General features: G+C 45.1%; 11 protein-coding genes. 5 read left to right on the plus strand and 6 right to left on the minus strand.

All coding sequences use genetic code 11. The annotated features are described in order from the left end of the window. Positions 1 to 185: 185 nt before the first annotated feature. On the minus strand, positions 186 to 803 hold the full coding sequence (locus ACNQO6_RS00540; protein ID WP_440207787.1) for a LysE family translocator: 618 nt from the start codon (positions 801 to 803) through the stop codon (positions 186 to 188). A 152-nt stretch (positions 804 to 955) separates the two neighbouring features. Here ACNQO6_RS00540 and ACNQO6_RS00545 point away from each other — a divergent pair, with 152 nt between their 5' ends. The 3 genes from ACNQO6_RS00545 to ACNQO6_RS00555 all read left to right on the plus strand — a co-directional run bounded on the left by ACNQO6_RS00545 (position 956) and on the right by ACNQO6_RS00555 (position 5,936). Continuing rightward, positions 956 to 1,408 (plus strand): Lrp/AsnC family transcriptional regulator, encoded by a 453-nt coding sequence (locus ACNQO6_RS00545; protein WP_005229861.1) that lies wholly within the window; start codon positions 956 to 958, stop codon positions 1,406 to 1,408. A gap of 183 nt (positions 1,409 to 1,591) precedes the next feature. Next, positions 1,592 to 2,782, plus strand: a complete 1,191-nt coding sequence (locus ACNQO6_RS00550) for an efflux RND transporter periplasmic adaptor subunit (protein WP_440207788.1) — start codon at positions 1,592 to 1,594, stop codon at positions 2,780 to 2,782. Position 2,783: 1 nt separating this feature from the next. Then, a complete protein-coding gene (locus tag ACNQO6_RS00555) occupies positions 2,784 to 5,936 on the plus strand; it encodes an efflux RND transporter permease subunit (protein WP_440207789.1) in 3,153 nt (1,050 codons plus the stop codon). Between the two features lie 43 nt (positions 5,937 to 5,979). On the opposite strand, the gene ACNQO6_RS00560 is transcribed toward ACNQO6_RS00555, so the two are convergent. From ACNQO6_RS00560 to msrB, 4 genes are all read right to left on the minus strand, one after another. Then, positions 5,980 to 6,603: a LysE family translocator gene (locus tag ACNQO6_RS00560; protein ID WP_440207790.1), complete on the minus strand. Its 624-nt coding sequence runs from the start codon at positions 6,601 to 6,603 to the stop codon at positions 5,980 to 5,982. Positions 6,604 to 6,675: 72 nt separating this feature from the next. After that, positions 6,676 to 7,479, minus strand: a complete 804-nt coding sequence (locus tag ACNQO6_RS00565) for an AraC family transcriptional regulator (protein ID WP_440207791.1) — start codon at positions 7,477 to 7,479, stop codon at positions 6,676 to 6,678. Between the two features lie 66 nt (positions 7,480 to 7,545). Continuing rightward, positions 7,546 to 8,034 carry a glutathione peroxidase gene (locus ACNQO6_RS00570; RefSeq protein ID WP_005229853.1) on the minus strand — a complete coding sequence of 163 codons (489 nt, stop codon included), beginning with the start codon at positions 8,032 to 8,034 and terminating at the stop codon, positions 7,546 to 7,548. Then, positions 8,031 to 8,450 carry a peptide-methionine (R)-S-oxide reductase MsrB gene (msrB, locus tag ACNQO6_RS00575; protein ID WP_004771736.1) on the minus strand — a complete coding sequence of 140 codons (420 nt, stop codon included), beginning with the start codon at positions 8,448 to 8,450 and terminating at the stop codon, positions 8,031 to 8,033. Before msrB ends, ACNQO6_RS00570 begins: the two co-directional genes overlap by 4 nt. A gap of 241 nt (positions 8,451 to 8,691) precedes the next feature. Here msrB and ACNQO6_RS00580 point away from each other — a divergent pair, with 241 nt between their 5' ends. Beyond that, positions 8,692 to 10,122 (plus strand): pyridoxal phosphate-dependent aminotransferase, encoded by a 1,431-nt coding sequence (locus ACNQO6_RS00580; RefSeq protein WP_440207792.1) that lies wholly within the window; start codon positions 8,692 to 8,694, stop codon positions 10,120 to 10,122. 41 nt (positions 10,123 to 10,163) lie between these two features. Here ACNQO6_RS00580 and ACNQO6_RS00585 read toward each other — a convergent pair whose 3' ends face one another. Then, the gene (locus ACNQO6_RS00585) at positions 10,164 to 11,066 is read right to left on the minus strand and encodes a sel1 repeat family protein (protein ID WP_440207793.1); all 903 of its coding nucleotides are present in this window, start codon (positions 11,064 to 11,066) and stop codon (positions 10,164 to 10,166) included. A gap of 215 nt (positions 11,067 to 11,281) precedes the next feature. Here ACNQO6_RS00585 and dnaE point away from each other — a divergent pair, with 215 nt between their 5' ends. Beyond that, positions 11,282 to 14,845 carry a DNA polymerase III subunit alpha gene (dnaE, locus tag ACNQO6_RS00590; protein ID WP_440207794.1) on the plus strand — a complete coding sequence of 1,188 codons (3,564 nt, stop codon included), beginning with the start codon at positions 11,282 to 11,284 and terminating at the stop codon, positions 14,843 to 14,845. The last annotated feature ends 4 nt before the right edge of the window (positions 14,846 to 14,849 follow it).

Below are 14,849 nucleotides of genomic sequence, written 5' to 3' on the forward strand. Positions count from 1 at the left end.
TTCAGCCGGCTTTAAAAAAACCGCATAATAAATGAGAATTAATACGATTTACACTATTTTTTATCTATATGAGCCATTCTATAATTTCATGATTTTTCCGGACTTAAGACTATTAAAATTAACAGACTGAATTCAATCAATATAAATTCTAATGTCTGATTTTCAGTTCAAAGCATCCTAGTCATTCAAATTTGCCCAACAAATAAGATGACCGCGATGCCTATCATCAGGCTACCTGAAACCCGACTCACAACTTTTACAGCCTGTGGACGCGTTGCCAACAATTTATTGGCGGCAATTCCCACCAGCACATAAATCACCGCACAACTTAGCAGATGAATCATGCCCAGTAACATAATCTGGGTAGTCGGTGCAAAATTCATTTCCGGATGAATAAACGGTGGTAATAAAGCAAAAAACAACAGCAAGACTTTAGGATTCAACCCACTAATCCCCACGCCTTTCAGTAACCACGAACGTGCAGAATCGAGTGTTTGCGTTTCTTCGTGATCACTGGAAATGATGGCGGGATGAAGTAATAAATTTGCACCCATCCATAGCAGATAACAGGCACCTAAGATCGTCATGCTGGTTAACAGTATTGGATAATGTTGCAGTAATGCACCTACCCCAGCCGCCACACACAAGATGGCGATAGAATGCCCCAAAATCAGGCCCGTCACGGCATTCAGTACGAATTTACCTTGAATGCCCGCAAGGATGGCATAAGCCCAATCTGCACCAGGTGTTAACACAAATAAGATCGAAACACACCAGAACGCAAAAATCACACTAAGTTCCATAAGCAAAGCCTTTCCCACATCGACAATACGATCTTTGATCGTTTTCTTTTTCACCATTTGGTGAAGATTGTTAAGAAAGGATATGCTTTAATGGTGAAAATGTTATTCCAAATACTTCTATATCTTCAAAGCTCCAAGGGAGATTCTTCTAAATGGATCGCATTGATAAGAAAATTATTGCTGAACTACAAGCAAATGGGCGATTATCTATCACAGAACTGGCGGAACGAATCGGTTTAAGCCTGTCTCCTTGTCATCGTCGAGTCAAAGCTTTGGAAGAAAGTGGCGTGATCAAAGGCTATCATGCCGATCTTGAGGCCTCAAAAATCGGCCTTAATTTCTCGGCAATTATCTTTGTGACCTTAAAAGATGGAGATAAAACTGCCCTGTCCAGCTTTGAAGAAAAAGTCATCGACATTCCTAATGTCATTCAGGCACAGCGATTATTTGGCAATCCGGATTATTTACTACATGTAGTAGCAAAAGACCTGGCAAGTTTCCAGAAGCTCTATGATGACAGTCTCTCCGCCCTACCCAATGTGCAACGCCTGACCTCGACCATTGTCATGAAAAATGTGGTGTCCAACCGGCTTCTGCCTTTATAAAAAGGCATTATCATTTTGGGATACCCTAAAATGTATCAATGTGAATAATCTCACATATTTTCTTAGGTAAAAAGTAAGCAAAATAGATCACTTTATTAATTTTTTTATCTATCCATTGTATCTTGACCAACTGTTGAAATCTTCGACTATACTTAGCCATCAAGACTTGATGACTATGGAAAGATGACTTCTCAAAATCCCAAGAAAACAAAGAAAAAGGGTTGGCTCATTTTAGCAATCGTGGTTGTACTTTTAATTATTGCAATTGTGGTTTGGCAGACTAAAACTGCTCAAAAATCTACAGCGACGAATCAGCAAAAAAATGCCGATACTACAGCACAAAAAGCTGCGCTGACCGTTACGGTGGTATCACCTCAACAGCAAAACTGGAAACAGACATTTACCGCCAATGGCAATATTGCGGCATGGCAAGAAGTAGTCATTGGCAGCGAACTCTCAGGCCAGCGTCTGACTCGGGTCAATGTCAATGTCGGTGATGAGGTACGACGTGGTCAGGTTCTGGCAGAGATTAACAGCGACACCATTCGTGCCGACCTTGCCGCAGCGAAAGCCAGTTATGCCGAAGCACAGGCAGTGCTTGCCGATGCCATGACCAATAATAGACGTATTCAGCAACTCAAAAATACAGGTGCAATCTCGGCTCAGGAAGCCACCCAATATCAAACCTCCCAATCCACTGCGCAAGCCAAGCTGGATGCAGCCAAGGCACAGATTGAAAGTAATCAATTACGTTTAGCTCAAACCAGAGTGGTCTCGCCTGACAATGGTGTCATTTCGGCACGTACTGCCACGGTCGGTTCTTTGGCCCAAACCGGACAGGAACTGTTCCGCCTGATTCGTGATCATCGCCTGGAATGGCGTGCAGAAGTGACCACCTCTGATTTATATAAGCTCAAACAAGGCATGACAGCGCATATCATTTCACCTGATCCAGCTCAACCTGCCGTGACAGGTAAAGTCAGAATGATCGCGCCCGTGATTGATCCACAGACCCGTTACGGACTGGTATATGTGGATATTCCAACCACGCAGGCTGTACGCATGGGCATGTTTGTTAAAGGAGAATTTGATTTAGGCCAGAAAGCCGCGTTAACCGTTCCGCAAACTGCGCTGTTGTTACGTGATGGTTTTTCTTATGTGTTTATTGTCAATGACAACAATCGTGTCACTCAACAGAAAGTCAGTGTAGGACGCCGTCTGGGCGATCGGGTCGAAATTTTAGATTTGGCCCCGAATGTCAAAGTAGTGTCTTCTGGTACAGGTTTCTTGGCAGATGGTGATCTGGTCAGTATTGCCAAAGATATTCCCGACACACCACTCACCAAACAACTTGTGACTACACAGGAGAAATGATATGAATTTCTCCGCCTGGTCGATCCGTAATCCTATTCCCGGCATCCTGTTATTTATCATGCTGGGCTTGGCCGGATTGTTATGCTTTAAATGGATGAAGATCCAGCAGTTCCCTGATATTGAACTTCCTATGGTCACGGTCACCGCAGCCCTTCCCGGTGCTGCGCCACCACAGCTTGAGACCGAAGTGGCGCGTAAAATCGAAAACTCGATTGCCACCCTGCAAGGACTCAGAAACCAGTACACCAATATTCAGGATGGTGTAGTGACGGTGACCGCTGAATTCCAGCTAGAAAAGCCCCTGCAAGAAGCGGTGGATGACGTGCGTAATGCAGTATCGCAGGTTCGTTCCGATTTACCCGCGGATCTACGCGACCCCATTGTCAGCAAGATTAACCTGTCTGGCTCCCCGATTCTGACCTATACCATCCAGTCGCCAAAAATGGATGAAGAAGCGCTGTCATGGTTTGTGGATTACGACATCGCCCGTGCCATGCTGCAGGTCAAAGGGGTCGGTGCAGTGGCACGTGTTGGCGGTGTAACACGTCAGGTTGATGTTGAACTCGATCCTGAAAAACTCTTGGCACTGAATGCAACGGCGACCGATATTACCCGTCAACTGCGTTTAGTCCAGCAAGATGCTTCCGGTGGCCAAACCAAAATTGGGGGCAGTGAACAATCGATTCGGACCATTGCCACGGTCAAGACAGCAGATGAAATTGGTGCAATGGATATTGCCTTAAGTGATGGTCGGCATATTCGTCTGGATCAGGTAGCCACGGTTCGTGACGGGATTGCCGAAAGACGTTCAGCTGCACTGTTAAATGGACAACCCGTCATTGGTTTTGAAATCACCCGCAGTAAAGGGGCCAGTGAGGTTGATGTTCAAAAAGGTGTCGCTGAAGCACTGGATAAACTGAAAACGGCACATCCGGATATCAAGATTACCGAAGCGTTTAACTTCGTCAATCCTGTGGTTGACAATTACGAAGGCTCAATGTCGCTGCTGTATGAAGGCGCTATTCTGGCGATTTTGGTGGTGTGGTTATTCTTACGTGACTGGCGTGCCACGATTATTGCCGCAACTGCCCTGCCATTGTCTATTTTACCTGCCATGATCGGCATGTATTTTTTTGGCTTTACCCTCAATACCGTAACACTATTGGCCATGTCACTGGTGGTCGGGATTCTGGTCGATGATGCGATCGTAGAAATTGAAAATATCATACGGCATCTGCGCATGGGCAAGACCCCCTATGAAGCTGCGATGGAAGCTGCCGATGAAATTGGTCTGGCCGTAATTGCAACCACTTTCACCCTGATTGCCGTATTCCTGCCGACCGCCTTTATGAGTGGCATTGCAGGAAAATTCTTTGTTCAGTTTGGCTGGACTGCAGCATTGGCAATTTTTGCTTCCCTCTTGGTTGCACGTTTGCTTACCCCGATGATGTCTGCCTATATCCTGAAACCGTGGATCGGCAAAGTTGAACAGCAGGACGATACTTCAGATGCCAAAACGGCGGCAGATCAAGGCACAGCCCGTTTAGCCCAAGACCGCGCCAAAGATGGCAAAGTCATGCGTGGTTATATGCGTCTGGTGACCTGGTGTCTCAGTCACCGCTGGATCACCTTAGGCGGTGCAATTGCCTTCTTTATTGCCTCGGTCATGCTGATTCCTTTATTACCGACAGGATTTGTGCCGCCACCTGATACCGGTCAAACACAGGTCCGTCTGGAGCTAACCCCCGGTTCTCAATTTGGAGATACGCTTAAAACTGCCGAATACGCACGTAACCTGATTAAAGACCATCCCGAAATCAAGAGTATCTATACCACCATTGGTGGCGGTGCTGCGGGAACAGATCCTTTTGCAGGTGGTGCGTCCAGTGAGCCACGTAAAGCCACACTCACAATTCAGACAACCGAACGTTCTGACCGTAATGCGAGCTTGCAAGACATTGAAGATGAACTTCGCCAACGCCTTGCCCCACTTCCTGGTGCACGCATTCAGGTCGGACTTGCTGGCAACAATAGCCAATACCAGATCGCACTGTCTGGGGACGATCCTGACACACTCATGGCAACCGCACGTAGCCTTGAACGTGAATTACGAACAGTTCCCCATGTAGGAAGTATCACTTCAAGTGCCGCTCTGATCCGTCCTGAACTGGTGATTCGTCCAGACTTTGCCAAAGCAGCCGATCTAGGCGTCACCACCTATGATATTGCAGAGACTTTGCGTATTGCGACGGCAGGCGATTTCGACCAGAATCTAGCCAAGTTAAATCTGTCACAACGTCAGGTTCCTGTAGTAATCAAGCTTCCGCTATCCGCGCGTCAGGATCAGGACTTGATGAAACGCCTAATGGTTAAAGGCAGTCATGGCCCTGTCATGTTAGGTACCATTGCCGATGTCAATATTGAAAGTGGCCCATCCCAGATTGACCGCTTTAACCGCCTACGCAACATCAACTTTACCATTGAGCTGAATAATCAGCCGCTGGGCGATATCGCTGCAAAAGTTGACCAACTTCCGACCATGAAGAATCTGCCACCGACGGTGAAACGTACCAATATTGGTGATGCCGAAGTCATGCAGGAACTGTTCTCCAGCTTTGGACTGGCCATGTTAACCGGCGTATTGTGTATCTATGTGGTACTGGTACTGTTATTCAAAGACTTCCTGCAACCGATTACCATTCTGGTGGCCCTACCTTTATCGCTTGGCGGTGCATTCGTGATGCTGCTATTGGCGAAAAGCAGTTTTTCGATGCCAAGCCTGATCGGTCTGATTATGCTGATGGGGATCGCCAGCAAGAACTCGATTCTACTGGTCGATTACGCCATTATTGCCAGAGATGAAAAACATTACTCCCGCTTCAATGCCTTGCTGGATGCCTGTCATAAACGGGCACGTCCAATTATCATGACCACGCTAGCCATGGGTGCAGGGATGTTACCAATCGCCTTAGGCATTGGTACAGATCCGAGTTTCCGGGCACCGATGGCAATTTCGGTGATTGGCGGCTTGATTACCAGTACCTTCTTGTCCTTACTGGTGATTCCTGTGGTATATACTTTTATTGACGATATTAATCGCAAAATCCATAGCTTCAGGAAGCCCCAGTCTCCATCAATTGAATCCTCTCAATAGGTCGGAGTTAAAAAAGACGGTCATATGATCGTCTTTTTTATGTTCAGGATAATATTAGTGCCAGCATAAAAAAGATAAAACTGCCGCCCGCCAGATAATATAAATAATGCATCTGCTGCTTTAACCATGACAGATACATGGTTGCGCTCATCAATTTCACCATCGCCAGATTCCACAACAGCACTACACTCACCATCCAGCCACAGACCAGAATATTTTGCATTACATTGTATTGAGGATAGATCAGGATCACCAACACCGAATAAAACATCAGGTTCTTGGGATTGAGTAGACTCGAACCCAAACCCAGTAAAAAGTGCCTGAACGGTGCTTGATCTGGTGGGCCAGCATCATATTCCGGTTCAGTGTTGCTGAGTATCTGTGCAGCACGTGCAGCGCGAAAACATTGAACCGCCAGATAGGCAAAATAAAGCACACCTAACCATTTCATCGCGACCAGTAGTTCGGTATTGACCTTACCCAACAGAAACAGACTGCAATAAATCATCAGCAGAATGATGGCATTGCCTAATGCAATTCCCATACACGTCAATCGCGCTGCCTTTATTTTGCTTTGCATCAGTGTTTTTAAAATTAAAAAGAAATCAGCCCCAGGCGTCAGCAAAGCAATAAAATGCGTCACAACAATCGTTAAAAAAAGCTCCATACCTTCTCTCCAGATGAAGGAGAGCCAGCTTAAAAAAGCTTAAACCTTTATTCTTGTATAAAATTGCGGGAGCTAAGATTTTTTAGCATATTGTTTTGGGGTGACACCTGTATATTGTTTAAATACACGATGAAAATGGCTTTGGTCAGTAAACTCCAACTCATGCGCCAGTTGAGCCAGATCACAGCCCTGACGCAAGCGTAAGCGTGCCTGATTCACCTTTTGATTTAATTGATAGGCATGTGGCGTTAAACCCAAATAATGCTTAAAGAGCCGAATTAGCGCATAACGGCTCATCTGTAATTCATCAGCAAGTTGCTGTAGCGACAAATCATCCATACTGCTATTCAGACATTCAATTAAGCGCGGTAAATACGGCTGGAAATAACCTGCCGCCCCAATATTTTCCCAATGAAAATTCGGTATTAACATTTCAGTTAAGGTGTTAATCAAATATTGTTCTTTTTCTAAGCGTGAAATCTGAGGATCAAACAACACCTGATTTAATGCAGTAAATGCAGTGTAAAGATGGAGGTCATGGAGAATTGTAGGTCTTAATTGCGGCACATAGGACGTGTTTAAATCCAAATGCAGATCCATTTCCTGTTGAAGCTCATCAAGCAGCCCAGCCAACCATGTTGCATCAAGATGCATCATCTGGTAACTCCAGGCGTGTTGCGGTAAAGGGTTACAGGCATGCTCCACATGGGCTGGAATAACCACAATGCTACCTGCCTGAATCAACTGTTCAGAAGCAAAGGAGCTGGAAAAATGGCTCTGCCCCGCATCAACAGCCCCGATTGAAAAGGTAGGATGGCTATGCGATTTATAACAGATCCGGCTTTGACATGCCCTACGTGTTTCAACGTACGGCATGTCCGGATGGCTCCAAAACTCAACGCTTGAGTTCAAAATGACTTATACCTTTAACCTGTATCCCGATTATTTCTGCGCTAAAGCTTTTTCAATATCTGCTTCTAAGGCCTCTGGTTTAGTGGTTGGCGCATAACGCTCCAACACCTCACCATTACGGCCAACCAGAAACTTGGTGAAATTCCATTTGATATTCCGACTACCCAAAAGTCCTTTTGCTTCACGGGTTAAATAACGGAATATCACATGTGCTTCAGGCCCTTTGACATCTACCTTGGCAAACATGGGAAAACTGACGCCATAATTACGCTGGCAAAAGGTCCCGATTTCTTTATTGGTCCCCGGGTCCTGTCCTCCAAACTGATTACAAGGAAATCCTAATACTTCAAGTCCCTGAGATTTATATTTTTCATAAAGTTTTTCTAATCCGGCAAACTGCGGGGTAAAGCCACATTTACTTGCAGTATTTACAATCAGCATGACCTTGCCTTTATAATCAGCGAGCGCTTTTGTTTCTCCCTCTAACAACTCAGCTTCAAACTGATAAATGTTACTCATGGATAAGTTTCCTCGTCATTCTTCTCATCTGTTTTAAGTTGTAATGATGCCGAATTCACGCAATAACGCAGTCCTGTCGGCTGTGGGCCATCCTCAAACACATGGCCCAAATGTGCATCGCAATCATGGCAGACAATTTCTGTTCTGACCATACCATGCGATAAATCTTCATGTTCTTCTATTGCAACACTATCAATCGGCTTAAAGAAGCTTGGCCAACCACAGCCGCTATCGTATTTTGTATCGGAAGAAAACAATTCCGCACCACAACAACGACACACATAGGTACCATGTTGCTTGTTATTCCAATATTGTCCTGTAAATGCGGGTTCAGTGCCTTTTTGACGGGTGATGCGATATTCCTCTGCGGATAACTCTCTTTGCCATTCTCGGTCTGTTTTATTCACTTTTCCCATAACCTGCACCTTTTATTCTGATGTTAAAAATATCTTGATGATCAGATTTTATATTTACGCCATTCGCAAAAAAAACTCTAGTCTCAGATCGTATAATTTGTTGAAGTTTAAGCATCTAAACCTAAAAATAGCAAAAAGAAAGCAATTTAAATATTAAAAGGAAGCAAATTTTAACAATATTGTCTTTTGCGTGAGCAAATATAGTGATATTCTTGTTTCGCACGGTTGTATAGGACAAGAAATGTCTCAGAAAAAAAGTGTGGTGTTCCAGAACTTATTGCCAACCATCAGACAATATCAACAATCAGGTTTTACCCATGAAAAGATTGTTGAATTGCTGAGAGATCAGCATGATCTCAATCTGGTCACAGTGGAAACCTTTAAAAGTTATTTATACCGATATGCAAAAGTGAATCCTGCTATGTCTAAAAGTACAGTTGTTCCCCAGTCTCATCCATCAAGCCGAGAAATTAAAAAATCATCTAAGCTTGAGCATGTTTGTTATGACATCCGTGGACCTGTACTACGAGCCGCCAATGAAATGGAGGAGCAAGGACACAAGATTATCAAACTGAATATCGGTAACCCTGCCCCGTTTGGCTTTGAAGCCCCTCAAGAAATTATTAATGATGTCGCTTTAAACCTGCCGAATGCGATTGGCTACACCGATTCAAAGGGGATCTTCCCTGCACGTAAAGCCATCTGCCAGTATTACCAGCAGAAAGGCATCTTCGATATGCATGTGAATGATGTCTATGTCGGCAACGGCGTGTCTGAACTGATCGTGATGGCCATGCAAGGTCTGCTGGATGATGGCGATGAAATGCTGGTACCGATGCCCGACTATCCGTTATGGACGGCAGCGGTAAATCTGTCTGGCGGTACCGCAGTTCATTATAAATGTGATTCGGAGAACTACTGGTATCCAGATATTGCAGACATGGAAAGTAAAATCACGCCAAATACCCGTGGTATCGTGATTATCAACCCGAACAACCCGACCGGTTCGGTTTATCCACGCCATGTGTTAGAGCAAATTGTTGCATTGGCGAAAAAGCACGACCTGATTTTATTTGCTGACGAAATCTACGACAAAATTGTGTATGACGGCATTGAACATGTCTCTGTCGCAGCATTGGCTGGCGACCAGTTGTGTATTTCATTCAATGGCTTGTCAAAAGCCTACCGGATTGCCGGTTATCGCGCAGGTTGGATGGCAATTACAGGTAATAAAGCACGTGCTGCAGACTATATCGAAGGTCTGGATATGCTGGCTTCAATGCGCTTATGTGCCAACCACCAAGCGCAATATGCAATTCAAACAGCCTTAGGCGGTTATCAGTCGATTAATGACTTGATTCGCCCGGGTGGACGTTTATATGAACAGCGTAATATTGCCTGGGAAATGCTGAATGAAATTCCCGGCCTCAGCTGTGTGAAGCCTGATGGCGCAATGTACTGCTTCCCTAAACTTGATCCAGCGGTTTATCCAGTTGAAGATGACGAGAAACTGATGCTGGATCTGCTAAAAGCTGAAAAAGTATTATTGGTACAAGGCACTGGCTTTAACTGGCCAACACCTGATCACTTCCGTGTGGTATTCCTGCCTGCAGAAAATGAGCTGCGTGAAGCAATCAATCGCCTCGGTCGCTTCCTGGCAAAAATGCGTTAATAAAAAAATCCCCCTCTCAATAAAGGGGGATTTTTTTATATTTATTCCGATGCATTGTTCTCGCTTTGAGCTTCCCGCCATATCCTTTCATATTCTTGCGATTTTTTTAGGTTTTTGGCCAGACCAAAACCACCAGTTTTGTATAGACGCGCAAGTCCCTGCCAGCCATCCTCATTATCCTGCTCTAAGGCACGTTCATAAAACTCGGCTGCCTTTTTATAGTTTTTAATGGTTCCTTCACCATACTCATGCATCAGTCCTGCACTAAAAGAAGCAAGACCGGATGCCTCGGAAGCCTGGGTAAATAACCGAAAAGCCTCTTTATTATCTTTCTCGACACCTCCCGTCCCTTCAATATAAAAAAAGGCCAAGGCATTCATTGCTGTAGCATCACCTTGCTGGGCAGCCAACTGTAAATAGTGTCTTGCCTTCCCAAGATCTTGCGGCAGACCTTTCAGCCCTGCCTCATACATACGCCCTAACGTCGTCTGAGCCACATCAAATCCGGCATCTGCAGCTCGCGTAATCCATTCCACGCCCTTTTTAAGGTTGGTTACCACCCCGTCTTCATCAGAAAGATAAAGATAACCCAAACTATATTGTGCTCGTAATTGCCCTTTTTCTGCAGCTTGGGCATACCATTTCATGGCAGTCAGGTTATCTTCTTCAATGCCCTCTCCCAGATCATACATATAACCGACCTGGTACATTGCATCCGCATTTCCTTGTGCAGCAGCTCGTTTAAACCAAGTCAGGGCTTCACCATAATTCCACTCTAAGCCTTCACCAAAATAGTAAGCTTTGGCCAGTTCATATTGCGCATTCATATCACCGGATTGAGCCTGTACCATTAAAGCTTGTCGGGCTGGCGCGTCATCGGCATAAGATAAATTCACCCAACTGCTGGTCAACAATATTGCAAGCACAATATTTTTAAATCTCATTATCTAACTCATATTGCTATATTTTTATGCGATCACATTCTAGCGATAAAACCAATGATGTAAAACGATATTGATATATGTAAGGAAATCAAAAACTAATTTTTAACTTTTGAGCAAAATAACAAAGCAAACACACGGTTTGCCAAAATATTAAGCATGTCATTTTCGGTTTGCATGCTAAACTATGCGTTGGTTTGAAAAAGGATAGTCCTTCTATGCGGTTTGTTCATCTCGGTATCCATACAGAGTTTTCGATTACAGAATCGATTGTTCGCATACCTGATTTGGTCAAGGCTGCCGTAAAAGATGAGATGCCTGCGCTGGCACTCACAGACTTATCCAACCTGCATGCCGCAGTAAAATTTTACGAAGCCTGCCTAAAAAAAGGCATTAAACCGGTTTTAGGCAGTGTCATTCGCCTCAATGATGCCGAACATCGTGCCACCCTGCTGGCCATGACCAATACCGGATGGCGCAACCTGACTGAAATCGTGTCTCGCGGTTTTATCGAAGGCCAACAGTTAAGTATTCCATGCGTACAAAAAGAGTGGATACTTGAACAGGCTGAAGACCTGATTGTCATGCTGGGTCAACATAGCGATGTGGGTAAAATGCTCTGCTCTTCCAATCCACAAAAAGCTGAACCTTTACTGGAAGCATGGATTGAGAAATTTGGTAATCGCGTCTATCTGGCCTTAACCCGTACTGAACGTGTCGGTGAAGAAGATTTTATTCAGCAAGCAGTAAAACTAGCCGCTAAATATCAGATTGGTGTTGTTGCCCATAACGATGTTCACTTTGTTGAGCAAATAGATTTTGACGCGCATGAAGCGCGTGTCTGTATTGCGGACGGTTACGTACTTGGCGATGATAAACGCCCGAAGAACTATAGCCCTGAACAATATTTTAAAACGGGCGAACAAATGTCCGAGCTGTTTTCAGACATTCCGAGTGCGATTGAAAATACTTACCATATTGCAAGACGTTGTAATGTTGCTTTACAGCTTGGTACGTATTTCTTACCAGATTTCCCGATTCCAGAAGGTTATACCATCGACACCTATTTCGAGCATTTGTCTCGTGAAGGTTTAGAAGAACGTTTAAATGTACTTTATCCAGTTGCTGAACGTGACGAAGACTGGGCTGAGATTCGCAAACCGTATGATGAGCGAATCAAATATGAAGTCGACATTATTCTCAAGATGGGATTCCCGGGTTACTTCCTGATCGTCATGGACTTCATACAATGGGCCAAAAATAATGGCGTGCCTGTCGGTCCGGGCCGTGGTTCAGGTGCAGGCTCACTGGTTGCGTATAGCTTAAAAATTACCGATCTTGACCCACTCCGTTATGACCTGCTGTTCGAACGTTTCCTTAACCCGGAACGTGTCTCGATGCCCGACTTCGACGTCGATTTCTGTATCGCAGGCCGTGACCGTGTAATTGAATACGTAGCACAAAATTATGGTCGCCAAGCGGTTTCACAGATTGCCACCTTCGGTACCATGGCGGCAAAAGGTGCAATCCGTGATGTCGCACGTGTCTTGGGTAAATCTTATGGTCTGGCTGACCGTATTTCCAAAATGGTACCGACCAAGCCACTGGGTGTTGATCTGGCCACTGCGATTGATATGGAACCGCAGCTCAAAGACATCGTCACCAACCCGTCCAATCCAGACAATGATGATGCTGCCGAAATCTGGGAAATGGCGCTCAAGCTGGAAGGGATTACGCGTAATACCGGTAAACATGCCGGAGGCGTGGTCATTGCACCGGGTAAAATTACCGATTATTCTGCGGTGCTGTGTGATCCGGATGGGACCAACCGCGTTGCACAATATGATAAGGACGATGTTGAAGCCGCAGGTCTGGTTAAATTCGACTTTTTGGGCTTACGTAACCTGACGGTCATTGAAGATGCGGTACAGAATATCAATAAACGGATCAAATCCGAGACACCACTGAATATTTCCAATGTCCCTTTAGACGATAAAGATGCTTATCTGGTGTTTGCCGAAGCAAATACCACAGCGGTATTCCAGTTTGAATCCGTCGGCATGAAAAAGATGTTGAAGGAAGCACGACCAAGCAAATTTGAAGAAATTATTGCCTTCGTTTCCTTGTATCGTCCGGGTCCGATGGACCTGATTCCTGACTTTATCCATCGTATGCATGGCGGTGAATTTGAATACCTTCATCCGCTACTTGAAGGCGTACTGGAACCAACCTACGGGATTATGGTTTACCAAGAACAGGTAATGCAGGCTGCACAGTTCTGTGCGGGCTATACCCTTGGTGGCGCAGACTTACTTCGTCGTGCCATGGGTAAAAAGAAACCGGAAGAAATGGTCAAACAGCGTCAGATCTTTATTGAAGGTGCTGCGAAAAAAGATATTGATGAAGCAACCGCCAACCATATCTTTGACTATATGGAAAAGTTCGCAGGTTATGGTTTTAACAAATCCCACGCCGCAGCCTATGCCCTGGTTGCCTACCACACGGCCTGGTTAAAAGCACATTATCCAGCCGAGTTTATGGCGGCGGTTTTATCTTCGGAAATGCAGAACACCGACAGTATCGTGTTCCTGATTGATGACTGCCGTAATAACAAACTGGAAGTACTGCCACCTTCAGTGAATATGTCTTTGTATCATTTCCATGCCAGCGATGAAGCCACTATCGTTTATGGTTTAGGTGCCATTAAAGGTGTCGGTGAGCAGGCCATGCAATCGGTCATCGACTCACGCATCAACGAAGGTCCGTATAAGGATTTATTCGACTTCTGTCATCGTATTGATCTGAAGAAGATCAATAAACGGACTCTGGAAGCTCTGATTCGTGCCGGTGCGCTGGATTGTCTCGGCATTGAACGCTCCAGCTTGATGGCACAATTGCCAGAAGCCGTACAAGCAGCCGAGCAAGCACGTAGTAACCGTGAAACTGGGATAATGGACCTGTTTGGTGAAGTCGAAGAAGTTCAGCGTAAACCGGCCAAACCCGTGAAACCGTGGTCTGATGAAGTTCGTCTAAAAGGTGAAAAAGACACACTGGGGCTCTACCTCACAGGTCACCCGATTGATGTCTATCGCCCTGAATTGAAATCATTCATTTCAGCAAAACTGAATGAACTGACCCCGACCCGTCGCGGTGTGACTACTGTTTTTGCAGGTTTAGTGGTTGATATTGCCAACTTCCCAAACCGTATCATGATCACACTGGATGATGGTACGGCCCGTGTCGAAATCAGTTGCAACCATGAGCGCTTCCAGCGCTATAAAGAGGTGGTTCGCTTAGAACAAGTAGTGGTAATTGAAGGTGAAATCTACGAACGTGAAGGTTTTGACCGCCCAATGGCACGGTTAAGTAAGGCATTCAGTTTAAATGAAATTCGCCAGAAACGTGCCCAAAGCATTCAGGTCCGCTTAACACAAGACTTGATGAGCAAAACTTTGGCGAAAGATTTACAAGCCATTCTTTTACCTTATTGTAATGTGGATATGTGCCAGCATATTGGTCTGCACATCCAGCTGGACCAAAGTTTTGCAACCGCCGAGTTACACCTCGGTCCACAATGGAAAGTTGCACCACTGGATGAGTTGCTCAGCAAGCTGCGTGATTATTTTGGCAAAGAAGCCATTGCGATCGAATATCAGGTGAAGTCTAAAGCGGCTAAAGTTGCAGAAGCGCCGAAAGTGGCAAATATCGCGCCGCCACCTGACAATATGTCAATGGATGAAGCGCTTGATCTTTATCAGGCAGAAGTCTCTCAATACTCTTAATTCT

This window comes from Acinetobacter calcoaceticus, assembly GCF_051947995.1.
GTDB lineage: Bacteria > Pseudomonadota > Gammaproteobacteria > Pseudomonadales > Moraxellaceae > Acinetobacter.